Origin of the sequence: Serratia sp. BIGb0234, from assembly GCF_024809915.1 — a bacterium.
GTDB lineage: Bacteria > Pseudomonadota > Gammaproteobacteria > Enterobacterales > Enterobacteriaceae > Serratia > Serratia liquefaciens.
This window is the reverse complement of sequence record NZ_JANUEI010000003.1, coordinates 248,970-262,834: the sequence shown is the minus strand read 5'-3', so window position 1 is coordinate 262,834 and position 13,865 is coordinate 248,970. Positions and strand designations below refer to the sequence as shown.

The window sequence follows — 13,865 nt, the reverse complement described above, 5'->3', positions numbered from 1 at the left end:
CAGAGGCACAACAGAGGGTTAGCGGGCGAGGTGTTCTATAACTGCCGTTTCAATCATTTTGACGTCTGCCGTGCTGAATCCCAGCAGCGGGCGCGCTTCATATTTCACAGGATCACTGTGCGGCGTTGGCCGGTCACGTAGGCCATAATGGTGCACGTTAGCCATGCGCTTAACACGCCCGACAAACTCCACCACGGCATCGTCACCGCTGCCCTTAGCTTTCATGTAACGCGCGGTGCGCAGTTTTGAGAACATCGCCCGATCGCGCAGGCGCTTTGTATTGCGCAATGGTGTTTTACGCGGGGCATACGGCGTGCCGTCCGGTGCCTGCTGGCGCTTGATGTTTTGCTGTTGGCTGGCGCGCAAACGCTTGGACACGGCGACGGCCAACGACTTGCGGGACTGCGGCGACAACGCAGTAATCAGCCCAGCCAGCCGTGCATCAAAGGGGCTAAGCTCGTTCATTCCATTCACTCACTAATTCACCGTGAACAAAGAGCTGCAGCGGGCGCGTGACGTTTTCCGGTAACGGGGATTCCGGCAGGTGCTTAACGTGCAATGCGCCGCCGTCTTGCTCGTTGACCACTACACGCTCAGTTAACTGCAACGACACGCTGAAATCATACGAACCGTCGTTATTAAAATCCGTTTCAAACGTGAAACCAGTGCGGCGCTTTTCCTCCGTCGCCATGATGTCGGGCTGGTTTTCACGTAGCCACGCCTGCATGGGTACCACGATTAAATCCAGATCGCCGGTGTAGTCCAAAAACAGCAGGTTCAGCGTATAGCGGTACTCATGCGACAGTGAAGTGGCGAGCGTAGACACCACGCAGCCGCGCTCTACTCGTACCCGCAAATTGTCGGGATTGCGCTGTAGCCATGGCAGGCAGCTTGTTATCTCAGCGCGGAGCTGTTGCGGTTTTAACATGGTGTTTCTCCTGACAGGTTTTGATGGCGTCGACCTGCACCGCGCAGGCCGCCAAGGCGTTTTCAAGCTGGCGAATGTCGGCGCTCAGATCGCCGTTATTCTTCGGGTGGCTGGCCGGTATTTGGCACGGGTTCACCGTCGGACAGCCAATGTAGATAATCTGCGGTGCCGGTGAAGCCGGGGCGCTGGTGCAACCTTGCAACATCAGCAGGCAAAGGAGTGTTGAACCAATCGCGTAAAATTTGGTTTTCATTGAGTAATCTCTGTATTTTTTGTTCGCGGATCAGCGCCAGACGGTGCACGTCGTTGAGGTCATTTCTCAGGCTTTTCTCTTCCTGCGCCAGTTGGCCGGCAGCTGCCTGCAACGTGGTGATCGCTGCGCGGGTGTCGGTCAGCGCCGTCGATATCCTGCCGTTTTCCAACTTGGCAACATCCAGCCGATCACCCAGGGCGATAACCTGCCATTTCAACCAACCGGCGACGGCCAGCGCTAACACCAGTAACAACGCGGCGGTGCGATTCATTGGTCAACCCCTGTCAGGCAGTAGGCCATTTCTGACGCCCTGCGGCGCTCCAGCCCTCTGTTTTTAACCCCGTTGACATACACCCAGCGTGATAACTGCTCGCAGGCACTGCGCCAGTGTAGTTGTTTGATGAAACCGGCCAGTGTGGAGCCACACGCCGCCGTCACGCCGACGTTAAAGGCAAAGGACACTACCGCGTCATAAACCGGTTGCGGCATCGTGACAGGCATACAGCGACCTATAGCACGCTCAACCCGGTAAACGTCGGCAACCAAATTGACGGCGGCTTGGCGTTCGCTAATGACCTTCCCCGGCACCACCCCGGCGGTGTGACCGATGCCGCTCGTCCACACGTTCGCGCTGCACTGGTAAGGGGAAAGCCGACAGCCTTCAAAATCAGCCAGCAGACGCAACCCGGCCTCGGAGGTGTGCAAAGCGCTGTATTGCGGCAGCAAAGCAGCCAGCGCCAGCACGGCAGCCACGGTGCAACGTTTAGCGATTGAGTTCATCGTAAACCCTCCGGCTAACACCTAATTTATTCAGTAACTGATAGCTTTTGCGGCGGTAGTACCAGTTAACAAAAAAGGTACCGACGCCGACGGCGGCACCGACCATAAAGGCAATATCCTGCGGCGAATACTTGCCGATCCACGCAAGAAAAATCGCCACCGCGTAGGCTAAAAATGAGGTAATTCGCTCCATTGTCAGTCCCATAAATTGACGGTTTCACGCTGCGGCGCGGCGGTCACGTCCGGCAGCTCTACCGGCTGGCCGTGGGACAAAATCGCCCCGGCATCGGCCAGCCCTTCATTAAGTGAGTAAACCTGTTCAACCACACCCTGTGTGCGTCCGTAATAGCGCCAGCAAATCGCGTCAACGGTGTCGCCCTGCAGGGCATAGATTTTCATCAGAGCAACCCGATGATGCAGTGAGAACGCCCGGCCACGTTGCTGATCGCGCTGCGGGCATTGCGCCACAGTTCGCCGATGGAGGCTTCAATCACATCGGCCTTACGGCCACCGGTTGCCGTGGTGTCTAAACTGCGGTATTGCTCCGAGAGCGTCGCCATGGTCATCGCACTAACGGCGTTGCGGTATTCACTCACCCGGATGCTTTCGCCGTCGAGCTGGTCGCCCGGCACATCCTCCAGTCGCTGATAGCCGTCGGCCATCTGGTCACGGCGGTAAATGAACAGTTCGGCGTTGACTTCCGCCATCGCGCTTTTAATTGCCAGCCGTAGCCGTGGGGCGGTGATCGTGCCTTCAATGCGCATCACGTCACGCACGTCTGCCGGGCTGATATCCGGGAAGAAAAAGACGTTTTTAATGATCGGCTCATCCTCCGGGCGCGGTGCTGGCGCGTCCGGACGGGGTTTTATAATGACGGTGCTCATAAGACCTCAATAATAGGGGGCGGTGGACGACGGCGTTGACGAGGTGAAACCTGTCGCAGCCATCGTGCCGCCCGGCGCGGGGCGCGTTCTGTTAGCGGCTGGCGGCGGTGCGTATTGCCCGCTCCAGCCGTTCAATGTCCTTTTTGACGCCGCAGCCGTTATGCAACTGCAACGCCCGTTTCAGGTGATTTAACGCCAGTTCAGCCCTGCCCGTTTCGCGCAAGACGTACCCGGTGATTTTGTGCAGCTTGGCGCGCACTTGGTCGGGCATGTCCTCTGCGTCGGTGAGTTCCATGGTCTGCGTGAGGTGGTCAATATTAACCGCCTCCCCGGCCTCGTGGGCGCGAGTGGCAGACTCGGCGACGTCTTCTGCGATGAGGTACGGCGTGGAGCGGGAAAAATTGCCCGGCGGTGCCAGTTTGTAGCGCAACGCATAGCGGGCAATCTCCAGCGCGCCGGGGATATCCCCGGCATCCAGTCGCCAGATCATGACCGTCATCAGAATGGCATCCTGCGCTCCCTTACCTTCGGCCAGCACGCCAGCAACCCATGGGGCATAGTCCGGCAGCAGTTGGCGCTTGAGTTCGGCCTTGCGCTCTTGCGAGCGCACCTGTTTGAGCTTTCGCTTATCTTCAGAGAGTTTAAGCATCATCAGTTCGTAGCCGTTGGCATGACGCAGCGGGTCATTTTTCCGCTGCGCAGCCTCAACCGCTGACTGACGCACAAGGTGACGACGGGCAGGGCTGGTCATGGTTACTTACCGCCTTTCGCCGCTTTGTCGTCTGCGGGCGCAACATCGGGGCCTTTCACCTCGGCATCGGAGCCTACCTCCGCCGGGGCGGACACCGCTTTCACCGCCTCAACGATGGCACCGGCCAGCGCTTTAATGTCCTCGCCGGAGGATGGCAACACCGCTTTGGTTTGTGGATCGGTTGGCTTGCTGGGCAACAGCGCAATGTTTTCCACCAGTGCGCCGCAGGCGTAATCCTCCACCACGTAATCCTCGTTAATGGATTCGTAATTTTCGATGCGGTCACGCTTCGAGTTTTCCACCATATGGCGGCGTTGTGTATCTTCCTGCCAGTAAATCGACAGGTTATCCATACGGGTGATCAACAGCGCATCAGCCGGGAAATAAGGTACGCGTACCGCTGGCAGGTTGCCGATACGTTTTTGGCTGATAATCAGATCGGCGGCCATCGCTTCACTGTTCGGCTGCTCCTGATTAACCAGCGGGAAGTATTTATCCGCCAGCAACTGACGGCCGCAGATCACCACCAGTTCCGGGTCTTCCTGATACCACGGCGCAATCAGGTTGTTGGTAGCGTCCATCACCAGCGCATCGAGGTTGGCGTAATCGCCCCCGGCCCCCACGCGGATTTTTTCTGATACCACATTGCCATCCTCACCGGTGATGTTGCTCATCACGCGGGTCGGGGCGTTGTCGCGGTATTTCTGCAGCCAGCCCGGCGCAATATCCTGCAGCAACGGGAACTTGATGCGGTTAGAGGTTTTCGCGCGGTGGGTACCGTTGAAGCCAATCATGATGCGGTCTAGCGCCTGACGCTTCACAATCGCATCGCGTAAGCGGGTCTGGAAGTCCTGATAACGCGCCCACAGGTCAAGGGTGTTGTAGCGGATGTGGAAATCGTAGTTCACCTGCTGACAGAAATAGCCCTCCGTATCCAGCGTGGCAAAGTCGGCGGTTTCGCGCTCATCACCGCCAGCGGTGTCGGTGGTGCTGGCAATCGTGCCGGTGACATCCAGTCCGATTTTTTCCCCTTTCATATCCCGCACCGGCAAGATATTGATGCGGGACAGGAACGTGGAGGAATCCTGTACGCGGGTCATGATGGTCTGCGTGACAGACGGCTCTACGCTGAATTTTTTATCCAGATCGCCGGTGTCGACACCGTTCAGCTCGGCAACGCGGGACAGAAAGGCATTAAATTTAAAGCGAGTTTGCTTGCGCATTTTTATTCCTGTTTTTATTTAGTTTTATCGGGTGTGACTGTCTTAGCAGTCGGTCAGCACGTCCTGCGCACCGTTGCCGCCAGTGGCGTCCGGGCGGGTCGGCTGGCTAAAACTTTCAGAGGTGGAAAGCTGCGTTTTCAGCTCATTGAAAGCGCTGTTGCCGCTTTCCACCTGCTGTTTGAGGCCGGTAATCACTTCATTGAGGGCGTCAGTGGTCTGAGTAAAACGCGCTTCTGCTTCCTGCAACTTCTCGGCCACGGTCATCACTGCGCCTTCCATTTCACTGAATCGCACGTCATCACCAGCCTGCTTGCGGGTAAACATCGCCTTAATGCGGGAAGAGAATGAGGATTCCGGGTCAGCGGCTGGCTCAAAATCAAAATGGACTTCCAGCGGTGCGGAAAACTCGACGTCATCGTGGCGGCGGCTGAATTCCAGCATTTCAGTTCCGAGGCTCGCCGGGTCATCGGTGACCGCCAGCCCGACCAGATAGGCTTTGCCGGTCTTGGCAAAATCGCGGCGAATTTCCATAGAGGTGAAAACTTTTTGGCCTGCGCCGACCATTGACACCAGATCGGCGGTCGGGGCCAGACTGGCATACAGCGCCCACTTGCCGTGCAACAGGGGTTCATCCGGCTCGTCGATTTTCTCGGCTTTCAGCTCAACCACACCGCCGTAACGGCGGAAATAGCTATCCGGCAAAATCCCCTTGATGTGTTCCATGTTGATGCGTGCGCCGAACACCTTCGGGCTGTAGGTCGCGGCCATCTGTTGAATATCCGTCGCGCCGATCTCGCGGCCATCAACGGTGTCGCCTTCAACGCCGATGCGGAAAAACTTAGAAACTTTCTTTGCCATGTAAACGGCTCCAGTTGTGGTGGTTGGGTTCGGGGCTAGTTTCAGGGGAATGGCGTCACGTCTCAACGCGTTGCAGTTGGAAGATCTGAGGCACAACAAGGGCTTAATGCGAGTCACTCGGCGCTTCCGTAGCCTTGGCAGCATGAATACGACACCGACGACAACCATCATTAGCGATCCGCGCCGCCAAGCAGCCCTGCTCTACTGGCAGGGCTTCTCTGTGCGCCAAATTGCGGAAACGCTGAATGCCAAGGCACCGACCGTGCAGAGCTGGAAGCTGCGCGATAAATGGGACGCTATCGCGCCCATTTCCCGCGTGGAACAGAGCATGGAAGCGCGGTTAATTCAGCTCATCATGAAAACGCAAAAGGAGGGGATCGACTTTAAAGAAATTGACCTGCTCGGCCGCCAGATTGAACGGCTGGCGCGGGTCAATCGCTATTCAATGAGCGGCAACGAGGCGGATTTAAACCCGAACGTCGCCAACCGCAATAAAGGCGAACGTAAGCCCGTCGAGCGTAACCTGTTCAGTGAATCGGCCATTGCCAAGCTCAACGATATTTTTCTGGGGGATTGCTTCGAATATCAGCGCGGCTGGCACCGTGCCGGGATGCAACACCGCATCCGCAATATCCTGAAATCGCGCCAGATTGGCGCAACCTTCTACTTTGCCCGTGAAGCGTTAATGGATGCGCTAACTACCGGCCGCAATCAAATCTTCTTATCGGCCAGCAAGGCGCAGGCGCATGTCTTCCGCAACTACATCATTGATTTTGCCCGACAGGTTGATGTTGACCTTAAAGGCGATCCCATGGTGTTACCGAACGGTGCACGCCTGATATTTCTCGGCACCAACGTGCGCACCGCGCAGAGCTACACCGGCAATCTCTACTTGGATGAATATTTTTGGATACCGAAATTCCAGGAGCTGCGCAAAGTCGCCAGCGGGATGTCACTGCACAAGAAATGGCGCACAACCTACTTTTCCACGCCATCCAGTCTGGCGCATTCGGCTTACCCGTTCTGGTCAGGTGAGCTGTTCAACAAAGGTCGCCGCAGTAAGAACGACCACATTCAGCTCGACCTCAGTCACAGCCATCTGGCAAAAGGTGTGCTGTGCGGGGATGGGCAGTGGCGGCAAATTGTCACGGTAGAAGATGCGCTGACCGGCGGCTGTAACCTGTTTGACCTTAATCAGCTGTCCCTTGAGTACGCGCCAAGTGAGTATCAAAACTTGCTGATGTGTGAATTCGTGGACGATACAGCGTCGGTGTTCCCGTTCGCCGAGCTGCAAGGCTGCATGGTCGACACGCTGGAAGAGTGGGAGGACGTCAACCCCTACGCAGTGCGGCCGTTTGGCTATCGTCCAGTGTGGATTGGTTACGATCCGTCAGAAGCCAACGGCGGCGACAGCGCCGGGTGTGCAGTCATCGCGCCGCCTATGGTGGCCGGTGGCAAATTCCGCGTGCTTGAGCGCCACCAATGGCAGGGCATGAACTTTGCCGATCAGGCCCAGAAAATCGCAGACCTCACCGAAAAATATTGCGTGGAATACATCGGTATCGATGCGACCACCGTCGGGCAAGGGGTTTTCCAACTGGTGCGCGAATTCTTCCCGGCAGCGCGAGAAATCAAATACACCCCAGAAATCAAGACCGCCATGGTGCTGAAAGCCAAAGACACCATTGGGCGCGGCTGTCTGGAATACGACACCAGCCACACCGATATCACCGCCGCCTTTATGGCAATCCGCAAGACCATGACCGCCAGCGGCGCACGCTCCACCTATACCGCCAGCCGCAGTGAAGAAGCCAGCCACGCCGATGTCGCGTGGGCAATCATGCACGCCCTGTTAAACGAACCGCTCACCGCAGGCAGCGGCCACAGCAGCCCCAACATTTTGGAGTTTTATTCATGAGTAAGCGTAAAGGCCGCAAGACACTGACCACCCCAGCCCAACCGACAACGCAGCAACAAGGCTTTGAAGCCTTCTCGTTTGGCGAACCGTCCGCTGTGCTGGATAAGCGGGAAATTCTGGATTACATCGAGTGCACGGGCAACGGCAAATGGTATGAGCCGCCGATCAGCTTTGACGGACTGGCACGCAGCCTACGGGCCGCTGTTCATCACAGCTCGCCAATGTATGTTAAGCGCAACATTTTGGCGTCAACGTTCATCCCGCACCGGCTGTTAAGTCAGCAGGAATTTAGCCGATACGCGCTGGATTACTTGGTGTTTGGCAATGGTTTTTTAGAGGAACGGCAAAACCAGCTAGGTAAACCGCTGCAGTTGAAATGTGCGCCAGCTAAGTACACGCGCCGAGGGGTTGAGCATGGCGTTTATTGGTTTGTGCAAGACTGGAAAGAGGCACACCGCTTCAAGCCTGACAGCGTTTTTCATCTGATTGAGCCAGATATCAATCAAGAACTGTACGGCCTGCCGGAATACCTCAGCGCGTTGAACTCGGCCTGGCTTAATGAATCGGCTACGTTGTTCCGCCGCCGATATTTTGAGAACGGCTGTCATGCTGGTTACATCCTGTATATGACAGATGCAGCGCAAAGTACAACTGACGTTGACAGAATGCGCAAAGCTATGCAGAGCACCAAAGGTTTAAACAACTTCCGCAACTTGTTCATGTACGCGCCAAACGGAAAACCCGACGGCATTAAAATTGTGCCGCTGTCCGAAGTCGCCACCAAAGACGACTTTTTTAATATCAAAAAAGTCAGCCGGGATGATCTGTTAAGCGCCCATCGGGTGCCGCCTCAAATGATGGGAATTATCCCTGATAACTCCGGCGGGTTCGGGGATGTGAAAAAAGCCGCGCAGGTATTTGTACGCAACGAGTTAACCCCGCTGCAAGAGCGAATGAAAGAGGTCAATGAGTGGATCGGGGAAGAGGTGATCCGCTTCTCGCCTTATGAGTTGCCAACAGAATAAACAAAAGCCGCCAGTGATTGGCGGTTTTTTTACTGGTATCTTCTTTTTATGTGATTGGCTACATGCTCAATTTCTGGATAAACATTACCAGCCGTTATACCTAAGGATTCCAACTCTGAGATTATTTTTTCCTTTACCTCGGCCTTTATTATTATCTTTCCACTATCTGGTGCATGTATGTAATGGTTAGGAATAGATGCTGGCATCCTTTTCTCATAATTCATGCCAAATAAAAGAAAAGCTCCATCCTGTCTAACAATTCTAGGATTATCCATTTCAGGCTTGACACAAACGACCTTATTCAAATCTTTTCCAAAAATGCCAGATGGCATAAAACACCCATCTCTACTTACTGCATCAAGCAATAACCTTTCGGATTCTTTACTTCTTTCACTCGAGGCTCTAATTGCATCCCGGTAATATGACGAAAAAGACTCATTACTCTCATTATCCGAATCCGAGCCTGTTTGAGATCCACCTATAACCATATCCCTGAGATAATCTTCTTCTTCCTGTGTGGATGGTAAATTAAACAAATATTCAACCTTACTCAAATTTGAAAGTAAAGATACATCCTTGTCATCAAAGTACTTGATGTCCTGATCACTTATTTTGAAAACAATGACTTCTCCATCTTTTTCTTTTTCCTTACCCCCGACACAAGAAAAATACAAGGCAACCAGAGCATTTGTTGTGATATCAAGCAATCTTGTAGGCAACGCATAATGTTGCATTTTAACAAGTTTTTGGAAAGTAGTTTTACTATTTTTAAATTCATAGGGACATTTTATTATAATTTCCCTAAATAGCTTATGCTCCCGTTTAATCCAGCGACTCTCTTTTCTGTAAATTCCGGGCAATAGATCGTAACCAAAATCAGAATGACCTCTAAAGTAATATGAATATCCTCTTTCTCTTTTTATTTCAGATATCTTGGTAACAAAATCGACAATACTAGATACTCTATTATCCTTTTCACAAACTCTATCCGAATCTATGCTATCAATATCATTCTTCATCTTATTTATATTATTTTTTAGATTAAGAAATGATAACTTAGCTTCAGAATAACTTTCGAAAGGCATACTTTTTACAACATTCACGTATTTTGTTTTAATCAATATATATGGCTTTCTAAAGCTATCGAATTCGTATTGCTCTTCGTATTCGTCATTACTTAAAGCTTCAACAAGAATTTCAAAACTCGTAATGGCTGCGTGTTTGTTTGTATAATTTTCACTTCTGAAAATTATTTCACCACGTCTATTTTTAACGGAGTAGTTAAACAGCCCATCTTTTGTTTTTTTTAATTCACAATGAATATTATTCGCCACTTTACCTCCAGTTAATAAGCCGACTTACATCGGCCTATTAAAGTTAAGAATGTTTTTCGATAACCAAATCAACGCCTTCATTCAGCAACTCATTGATTGACTGCCCGGTAGCCTGTGCCGCTATCGCTAACGCCTGATGACGTTCCGGCGACAAGCGCGTGGTCACTTTTCCGCTGTACGATTTGTAAGGCACAATGCCATCTTTTTCACACTCATCCAAAAAGACCGCCAGCGAAATAGAACCTTCTTTTTTCAGCTCTTCAACACTGTAGGCGTAGAAGTCAGCGCCGCCATTTAGTCCGACAAACTCACCCCGGAACATTTCAATTTCAGGGTCAAAGGTGATGACGGCCACGTGGCCGTCGATTTTAAGTGTATTGTTCATCATGGTTTAATTCCTAAGCTATCCAACCAGATCCGTATGGAGTTAACCGCTCCCTTGTCAGTGGTAGGTCTGGGGTGTGGCCGGTGAAAGATTCGTTTCTCACCTTTCAACAGCACCGCGATCCTAGAACCTTCCCTTTCGTGAATCTCCGCCCCTAATGCGGTAAAAAGCGCCTCAATATCAGACCACTTTATAGAACCGTTGACAGGCCGGGCAAACACATCTGACAGCGTTTTTTGGTGTCGTTTGTTCATGGGGTTTATAGTATCATTTTGTGACACCATTACAAGGGTGAGTTAGTGTCATTTTTTGGTGTCATGGTTTGATATTGAAATGTGTGCCGCTACAAACACCTGAGAGCGCCGCTAGCGCGCTGCGTTCTAAAACTGCGTGAATGCTTGAATGATTCGATAAATCGCCGTGATGGCCCGCTGGCGGACAATTTGAAATGGTCTAAACACCGCTTGCGCGCAATGCTATCCCCGCCTCGCCTGCCCGCTTCATGTGTCGCTTTTAATGCACTTGCATGATCCGACACGATCCGCGCCAGTGCTGGCACTGCGGGGGTAAAACTCACACCGGATCATCATGCGAATTCATGCATCTAATGCATGCATAGGGTATTTAGCTCAGACTTGAGCTGGCTGCGTTCTCTGCCAGCACACAATTAAATCCAACTGTCCGCTCTGAGCGAAGAGCGGACTTATTTTCTGAAATTTTGATGCGGCAATGAGACCAAAAAGTGTTTTTTTTACCTAAAAACCTTGTATATTATTGGTGAGAATCTTTCTGTAATTAAGTCAACGTATTCTTTAATGAGTAAGTATAAGGTAGATAATATTATGCAAGACATACCAGTTATCAAGTTACGCGACGAAAGAAGTTCATGCTGGTCAATTATGGCGACAGTTTCAGCTAAAGACTATTTAGAGTTGGTTGAGGCTTCTTATGCTAATGATGGAGGTTTAGATGGGCAGCGTCCAGCAATTAAGTCGAAAACGGGCCTAAAAATAAGAAGTAGATTAGTTAGAGATATCAAAGATGGAGCTGTTATTCCTCCGGTCGTAATAGGTGTGGTGTGCCCTAAAAGTGATTATGACATGTTGAGTGAAGTGGAAAACTCCAATGAATTAATTAGTGATATAAAAAATAAAAGACTAGAGGTTAGCATAATTGATGGTATGCAAAGGACGACTGCACTCAAAGAAGCCAATGCACAAGATAGTCTGGTAAGAGTTGAAATATGGATTTCAGAGAAAGTTGACACATTAATTTATAGGATGCTTGTATTAAATACGGGACAAGTTCCTTGGGATCTAAAAAGACAATTGGATGTATTGTACAAACAACTTATATCAAAAGTAAACGATAGCGTAGGGAACATTAGAATAATTACTGTTGGTGACAACTCCAGACGAACTCAGGCTGGAACATACAAAAGCTCTCGAGTCGTCGAGCTATTTTTGGCTTTTACATCTCGTTCTATAGATGTAGATATTAAAGATAAAATGGCCGAGGAGTTTTCAAAAATTGATATAACTGATGCAGCTTCCGACGCAGAATATTTCCCACTTTTCTTGGATGCCATAAGATTATTAGTTGACCTAGATGAAAGATTTGACAAAGTAACAAGGACAGATACTGATGCAGAAGAAGAACCAAGAATAAAATCTGGAAGAGATATATTTACATCAGCACCAGGCTCAATAGGTTTTATTGTAGCGGTGGCAGAATATACTCTAGGGTACTCCGGATTTGATTACAATCTAAGCGAAGCTAAAGTTAAAATGGATGATTTAAAGAATAGGCTTAGTCATCTTATTAGATTCATGGATAATTTGAATGATATACAACTTAACGAATTTGTAGATCTCCAGACACTCAATGAGGTGCTTTCGACAAGAGGCCGCACAAGTCGAATTGGGGAGTTAGAAAGGAATTACTATCTAAAAGCCTTTACAAACTTATTCAGACATGTAGAAGCTGTTATAGAAAATAATAGCATGTACCCATGTTGGCGAGTGGTTTGAGATGACAAAAAATCCAATGAATTTTATGGAAAACCAGTTTACACGATGGTTTAACTCACACTCAGGGAGGGACACAGTCGAAAGAGTTATGGTTGTCCCCTGTAGTCCTGATGATGGTGATATTTATCACGAACTCGTTGATGAAGGCATTAACTTTTTCCGCAATTGCGAATGGGGAGGTAAACTACACAAGGATGACTATTATATTACTCAGTTGAAATCTGATGGTAAAGAATTTTTTATTTATTGGAGCAAGGGGTTTGAATATAAAAACCACACTGATGAAGACATAGGATTAATAGAAGATAAGTGTCACTTTTTATCTAACCTTGTATTTTATACCCAATTTAATATACAGCCGAATGCGCAGCTAAGTTTATTAGAGGAAAATGGTTATATATTCGAAGAGGAATTAATAAAAACCCTCCCTGATTTACTTACACTTAGTATTGATGAAGAATACGGCAGCGAGAAATTAGAAGTTAAAATAATTAGGGTTTTGCTATATGTGGAACTACTTGATAAAAAGCATGAAGCCATATATGAAAACATTATAGAGCTGGCCTTGTCATTGCCAGAGGAGGATCATGATTGGCTTTACTTCGAGTTAATAAGGGCTATTCGCTCTAAAAAACAAGATAGTATGTTTTTATGTCTTTATAAAATGCTTGAGTTCTTCTTTCCTTTGAAAAACGTGTTCAATTTATCTAACCGCATTGCTTTTTCCGGTTCACCTTTACAGTTGTTGGAACATTGCAGGAACGAGCTCAATTGGAATGTCAACCATAACTATGGATTGAGAGGCGCAAAAGATTATGCGAGTCATGCTTTTTGTTCCCATCTCGGCCTTGATGTATCGATAATTGATGAAATGCCCGAGAGTAGCAACAAAAAAAACAAAATTGACCAGTTAAAATCTGATGGGCTGGAAAAATTATCAACTTTACGACATACATTAACTCATCAAAATTTTAGAGATTTCGAGGTTAACGAAGATGAAGTTTCAAAGCATATATTTTCTATTATTGTTTTTTTAACTGAATCCTTCAGGGAATATGGTCATCGAATCAATAGTTAACCTCTTAAATGGATGGTGTTACTCATAATACCATCCTTATATTCAAAACATTTAAAATCAGATGAAAATAATTTAAAAATATAACGCTCATTCCTTATTCCTACAGTCTTGTGACTCAATCTTTGAGGTAATCGTGATGTTATGTATCAGACTTCCTTTCTTGGCACAGAGCTACCCCGTTAGGTTAAGCTCTGTGCTGTGACAATGCCAGTTCAAGTTCTGAGCTAGTACAATTTTTAGCACAGATAAAGGTATGTGTTGTGCTGATAGCGCCCCTCTTCAATCAACTTGAAAACATGGCCAGACCTATTTTTTATGTAGTAGTTCGCCTCCGCCGGGGTAACGTGCGTTCCTTGCTTTGTCGCCGCGTGTATAAAATCTACCGTCTTAATCCTGCGGCCCTTATCGGTAGTTTTCA

General features: G+C 49.4%; 18 protein-coding genes. 4 read left to right on the top strand and 14 right to left on the bottom strand.

All coding sequences use genetic code 11. From position 1 onward, the window contains the following. Positions 1–18: 18 nt before the first annotated feature. From M2407_RS14110 to M2407_RS14060, 11 genes are all read right to left on the bottom strand, one after another. A complete protein-coding gene (locus M2407_RS14110) occupies positions 19–465 on the bottom strand; it encodes a phage virion morphogenesis protein (RefSeq protein ID WP_129942352.1) in 447 nt (148 codons plus the stop codon). Then, a complete protein-coding gene (locus tag M2407_RS14105; protein ID WP_259218452.1) occupies positions 452–928 on the bottom strand; it encodes a phage tail protein in 477 nt (158 codons plus the stop codon). The genes M2407_RS14110 and M2407_RS14105 overlap by 14 nt, the downstream gene beginning before the upstream one ends. After that, positions 900–1,133, bottom strand: coding sequence for an Rz1-like lysis system protein LysC (gene lysC / locus M2407_RS14100; protein WP_242501620.1), 234 nt, complete (start codon positions 1,131–1,133; stop codon positions 900–902). Before lysC ends, M2407_RS14105 begins: the two co-directional genes overlap by 29 nt. Further along, positions 1,024–1,452, bottom strand: coding sequence for an Rz-like lysis system protein LysB (lysB, locus tag M2407_RS14095; RefSeq protein WP_129942356.1), 429 nt, complete (start codon positions 1,450–1,452; stop codon positions 1,024–1,026). The genes lysC and lysB overlap by 110 nt, the downstream gene beginning before the upstream one ends. After that, on the bottom strand, positions 1,449–1,961 hold the full coding sequence (locus tag M2407_RS14090) for a lysozyme (protein WP_259218450.1): 513 nt from the start codon (positions 1,959–1,961) through the stop codon (positions 1,449–1,451). Before M2407_RS14090 ends, lysB begins: the two co-directional genes overlap by 4 nt. Then, positions 1,945–2,154 (bottom strand): HP1 family phage holin, encoded by a 210-nt coding sequence (locus M2407_RS14085; RefSeq protein WP_128864084.1) that lies wholly within the window; start codon positions 2,152–2,154, stop codon positions 1,945–1,947. Before M2407_RS14085 ends, M2407_RS14090 begins: the two co-directional genes overlap by 17 nt. 2 nt (positions 2,155–2,156) lie before the next feature. Further along, a complete protein-coding gene (locus M2407_RS14080; RefSeq protein WP_128864083.1) occupies positions 2,157–2,360 on the bottom strand; it encodes a tail protein X in 204 nt (67 codons plus the stop codon). After that, positions 2,360–2,845, bottom strand: coding sequence for a head completion/stabilization protein (locus tag M2407_RS14075; protein ID WP_259218449.1), 486 nt, complete (start codon positions 2,843–2,845; stop codon positions 2,360–2,362). Before M2407_RS14075 ends, M2407_RS14080 begins: the two co-directional genes overlap by 1 nt. 91 nt (positions 2,846–2,936) lie before the next feature. After that, entirely contained in the window at positions 2,937–3,596 is a 660-nt protein-coding gene (locus M2407_RS14070; RefSeq protein WP_259218448.1) for a terminase endonuclease subunit, read from the bottom strand. A gap of 2 nt (positions 3,597–3,598) precedes the next feature. Next, complete coding sequence (locus tag M2407_RS14065; protein ID WP_259218447.1) at positions 3,599–4,819, bottom strand: phage major capsid protein, P2 family; 1,221 nt, start codon at positions 4,817–4,819, stop codon at positions 3,599–3,601. Between the two features lie 42 nt (positions 4,820–4,861). Beyond that, complete coding sequence (locus M2407_RS14060; protein ID WP_259218446.1) at positions 4,862–5,677, bottom strand: GPO family capsid scaffolding protein; 816 nt, start codon at positions 5,675–5,677, stop codon at positions 4,862–4,864. A 142-nt stretch (positions 5,678–5,819) separates the two neighbouring features. Between M2407_RS14060 and M2407_RS14055 the strand changes: the two genes are divergently transcribed. Together M2407_RS14055 and M2407_RS14050 are read left to right on the top strand one after the other, a co-directional pair. Then, positions 5,820–7,595 carry a terminase ATPase subunit family protein gene (locus tag M2407_RS14055; RefSeq protein WP_259218598.1) on the top strand — a complete coding sequence of 592 codons (1,776 nt, stop codon included), beginning with the start codon at positions 5,820–5,822 and terminating at the stop codon, positions 7,593–7,595. Next, complete coding sequence (locus tag M2407_RS14050) at positions 7,592–8,620, top strand: phage portal protein (protein ID WP_259218445.1); 1,029 nt, start codon at positions 7,592–7,594, stop codon at positions 8,618–8,620. The genes M2407_RS14055 and M2407_RS14050 overlap by 4 nt, the downstream gene beginning before the upstream one ends. 29 nt (positions 8,621–8,649) lie before the next feature. Here M2407_RS14050 and M2407_RS14045 read toward each other — a convergent pair whose 3' ends face one another. From M2407_RS14045 to M2407_RS14035, 3 genes are read right to left on the bottom strand one after another with little or no spacing between them, the layout of a single operon-like run. Continuing rightward, positions 8,650–9,954: an FRG domain-containing protein gene (locus M2407_RS14045; protein WP_259218444.1), complete on the bottom strand. Its 1,305-nt coding sequence runs from the start codon at positions 9,952–9,954 to the stop codon at positions 8,650–8,652. A gap of 43 nt (positions 9,955–9,997) precedes the next feature. After that, positions 9,998–10,342, bottom strand: coding sequence for a type II toxin-antitoxin system HicB family antitoxin (locus M2407_RS14040; RefSeq protein WP_259218443.1), 345 nt, complete (start codon positions 10,340–10,342; stop codon positions 9,998–10,000). Beyond that, positions 10,339–10,593, bottom strand: a complete 255-nt coding sequence (locus M2407_RS14035; protein WP_176984467.1) for a type II toxin-antitoxin system HicA family toxin — start codon at positions 10,591–10,593, stop codon at positions 10,339–10,341. The genes M2407_RS14040 and M2407_RS14035 overlap by 4 nt, the downstream gene beginning before the upstream one ends. A gap of 561 nt (positions 10,594–11,154) precedes the next feature. Here M2407_RS14035 and M2407_RS14030 point away from each other — a divergent pair. Both M2407_RS14030 and M2407_RS14025 read left to right on the top strand, forming a co-directional pair. After that, entirely contained in the window at positions 11,155–12,369 is a 1,215-nt protein-coding gene (locus tag M2407_RS14030) for a hypothetical protein (protein WP_259218441.1), read from the top strand. Positions 12,370–12,394: 25 nt separating this feature from the next. After that, the gene (locus M2407_RS14025) at positions 12,395–13,447 is read left to right on the top strand and encodes a hypothetical protein (RefSeq protein ID WP_259218440.1); all 1,053 of its coding nucleotides are present in this window, start codon (positions 12,395–12,397) and stop codon (positions 13,445–13,447) included. Positions 13,448–13,865 lie beyond the last annotated feature (418 nt).

Coding starts and splice junctions, on each gene's coding strand:
- M2407_RS14105 (WP_259218452.1), bottom strand. CDS start 928: ATGTTAAAACCGCAACAGCTCCGCGCTGAGATAACAAGCTGCCTGCCA.
- M2407_RS14070 (WP_259218448.1), bottom strand. CDS start 3,596: ATGACCAGCCCTGCCCGTCGTCACCTTGTGCGTCAGTCAGCGGTTGAG.
- M2407_RS14110 (WP_129942352.1), bottom strand. CDS start 465: ATGAACGAGCTTAGCCCCTTTGATGCACGGCTGGCTGGGCTGATTACT.
- M2407_RS14025 (WP_259218440.1), top strand. CDS start 12,395: ATGGAAAACCAGTTTACACGATGGTTTAACTCACACTCAGGGAGGGAC.
- M2407_RS14040 (WP_259218443.1), bottom strand. CDS start 10,342: ATGATGAACAATACACTTAAAATCGACGGCCACGTGGCCGTCATCACC.
- M2407_RS14065 (WP_259218447.1), bottom strand. CDS start 4,819: ATGCGCAAGCAAACTCGCTTTAAATTTAATGCCTTTCTGTCCCGCGTT.
- M2407_RS14050 (WP_259218445.1), top strand. CDS start 7,592: ATGAGTAAGCGTAAAGGCCGCAAGACACTGACCACCCCAGCCCAACCG.
- M2407_RS14035 (WP_176984467.1), bottom strand. CDS start 10,593: ATGAACAAACGACACCAAAAAACGCTGTCAGATGTGTTTGCCCGGCCT.
- M2407_RS14080 (WP_128864083.1), bottom strand. CDS start 2,360: ATGAAAATCTATGCCCTGCAGGGCGACACCGTTGACGCGATTTGCTGG.
- M2407_RS14090 (WP_259218450.1), bottom strand. CDS start 1,961: ATGAACTCAATCGCTAAACGTTGCACCGTGGCTGCCGTGCTGGCGCTG.
- M2407_RS14030 (WP_259218441.1), top strand. CDS start 11,155: ATGAGTAAGTATAAGGTAGATAATATTATGCAAGACATACCAGTTATC.
- M2407_RS14085 (WP_128864084.1), bottom strand. CDS start 2,154: ATGGAGCGAATTACCTCATTTTTAGCCTACGCGGTGGCGATTTTTCTT.
- M2407_RS14060 (WP_259218446.1), bottom strand. CDS start 5,677: ATGGCAAAGAAAGTTTCTAAGTTTTTCCGCATCGGCGTTGAAGGCGAC.
- M2407_RS14075 (WP_259218449.1), bottom strand. CDS start 2,845: ATGAGCACCGTCATTATAAAACCCCGTCCGGACGCGCCAGCACCGCGC.
- lysC (WP_242501620.1), bottom strand. CDS start 1,133: ATGTTGCAAGGTTGCACCAGCGCCCCGGCTTCACCGGCACCGCAGATT.
- M2407_RS14055 (WP_259218598.1), top strand. CDS start 5,820: ATGAATACGACACCGACGACAACCATCATTAGCGATCCGCGCCGCCAA.
- lysB (WP_129942356.1), bottom strand. CDS start 1,452: ATGAATCGCACCGCCGCGTTGTTACTGGTGTTAGCGCTGGCCGTCGCC.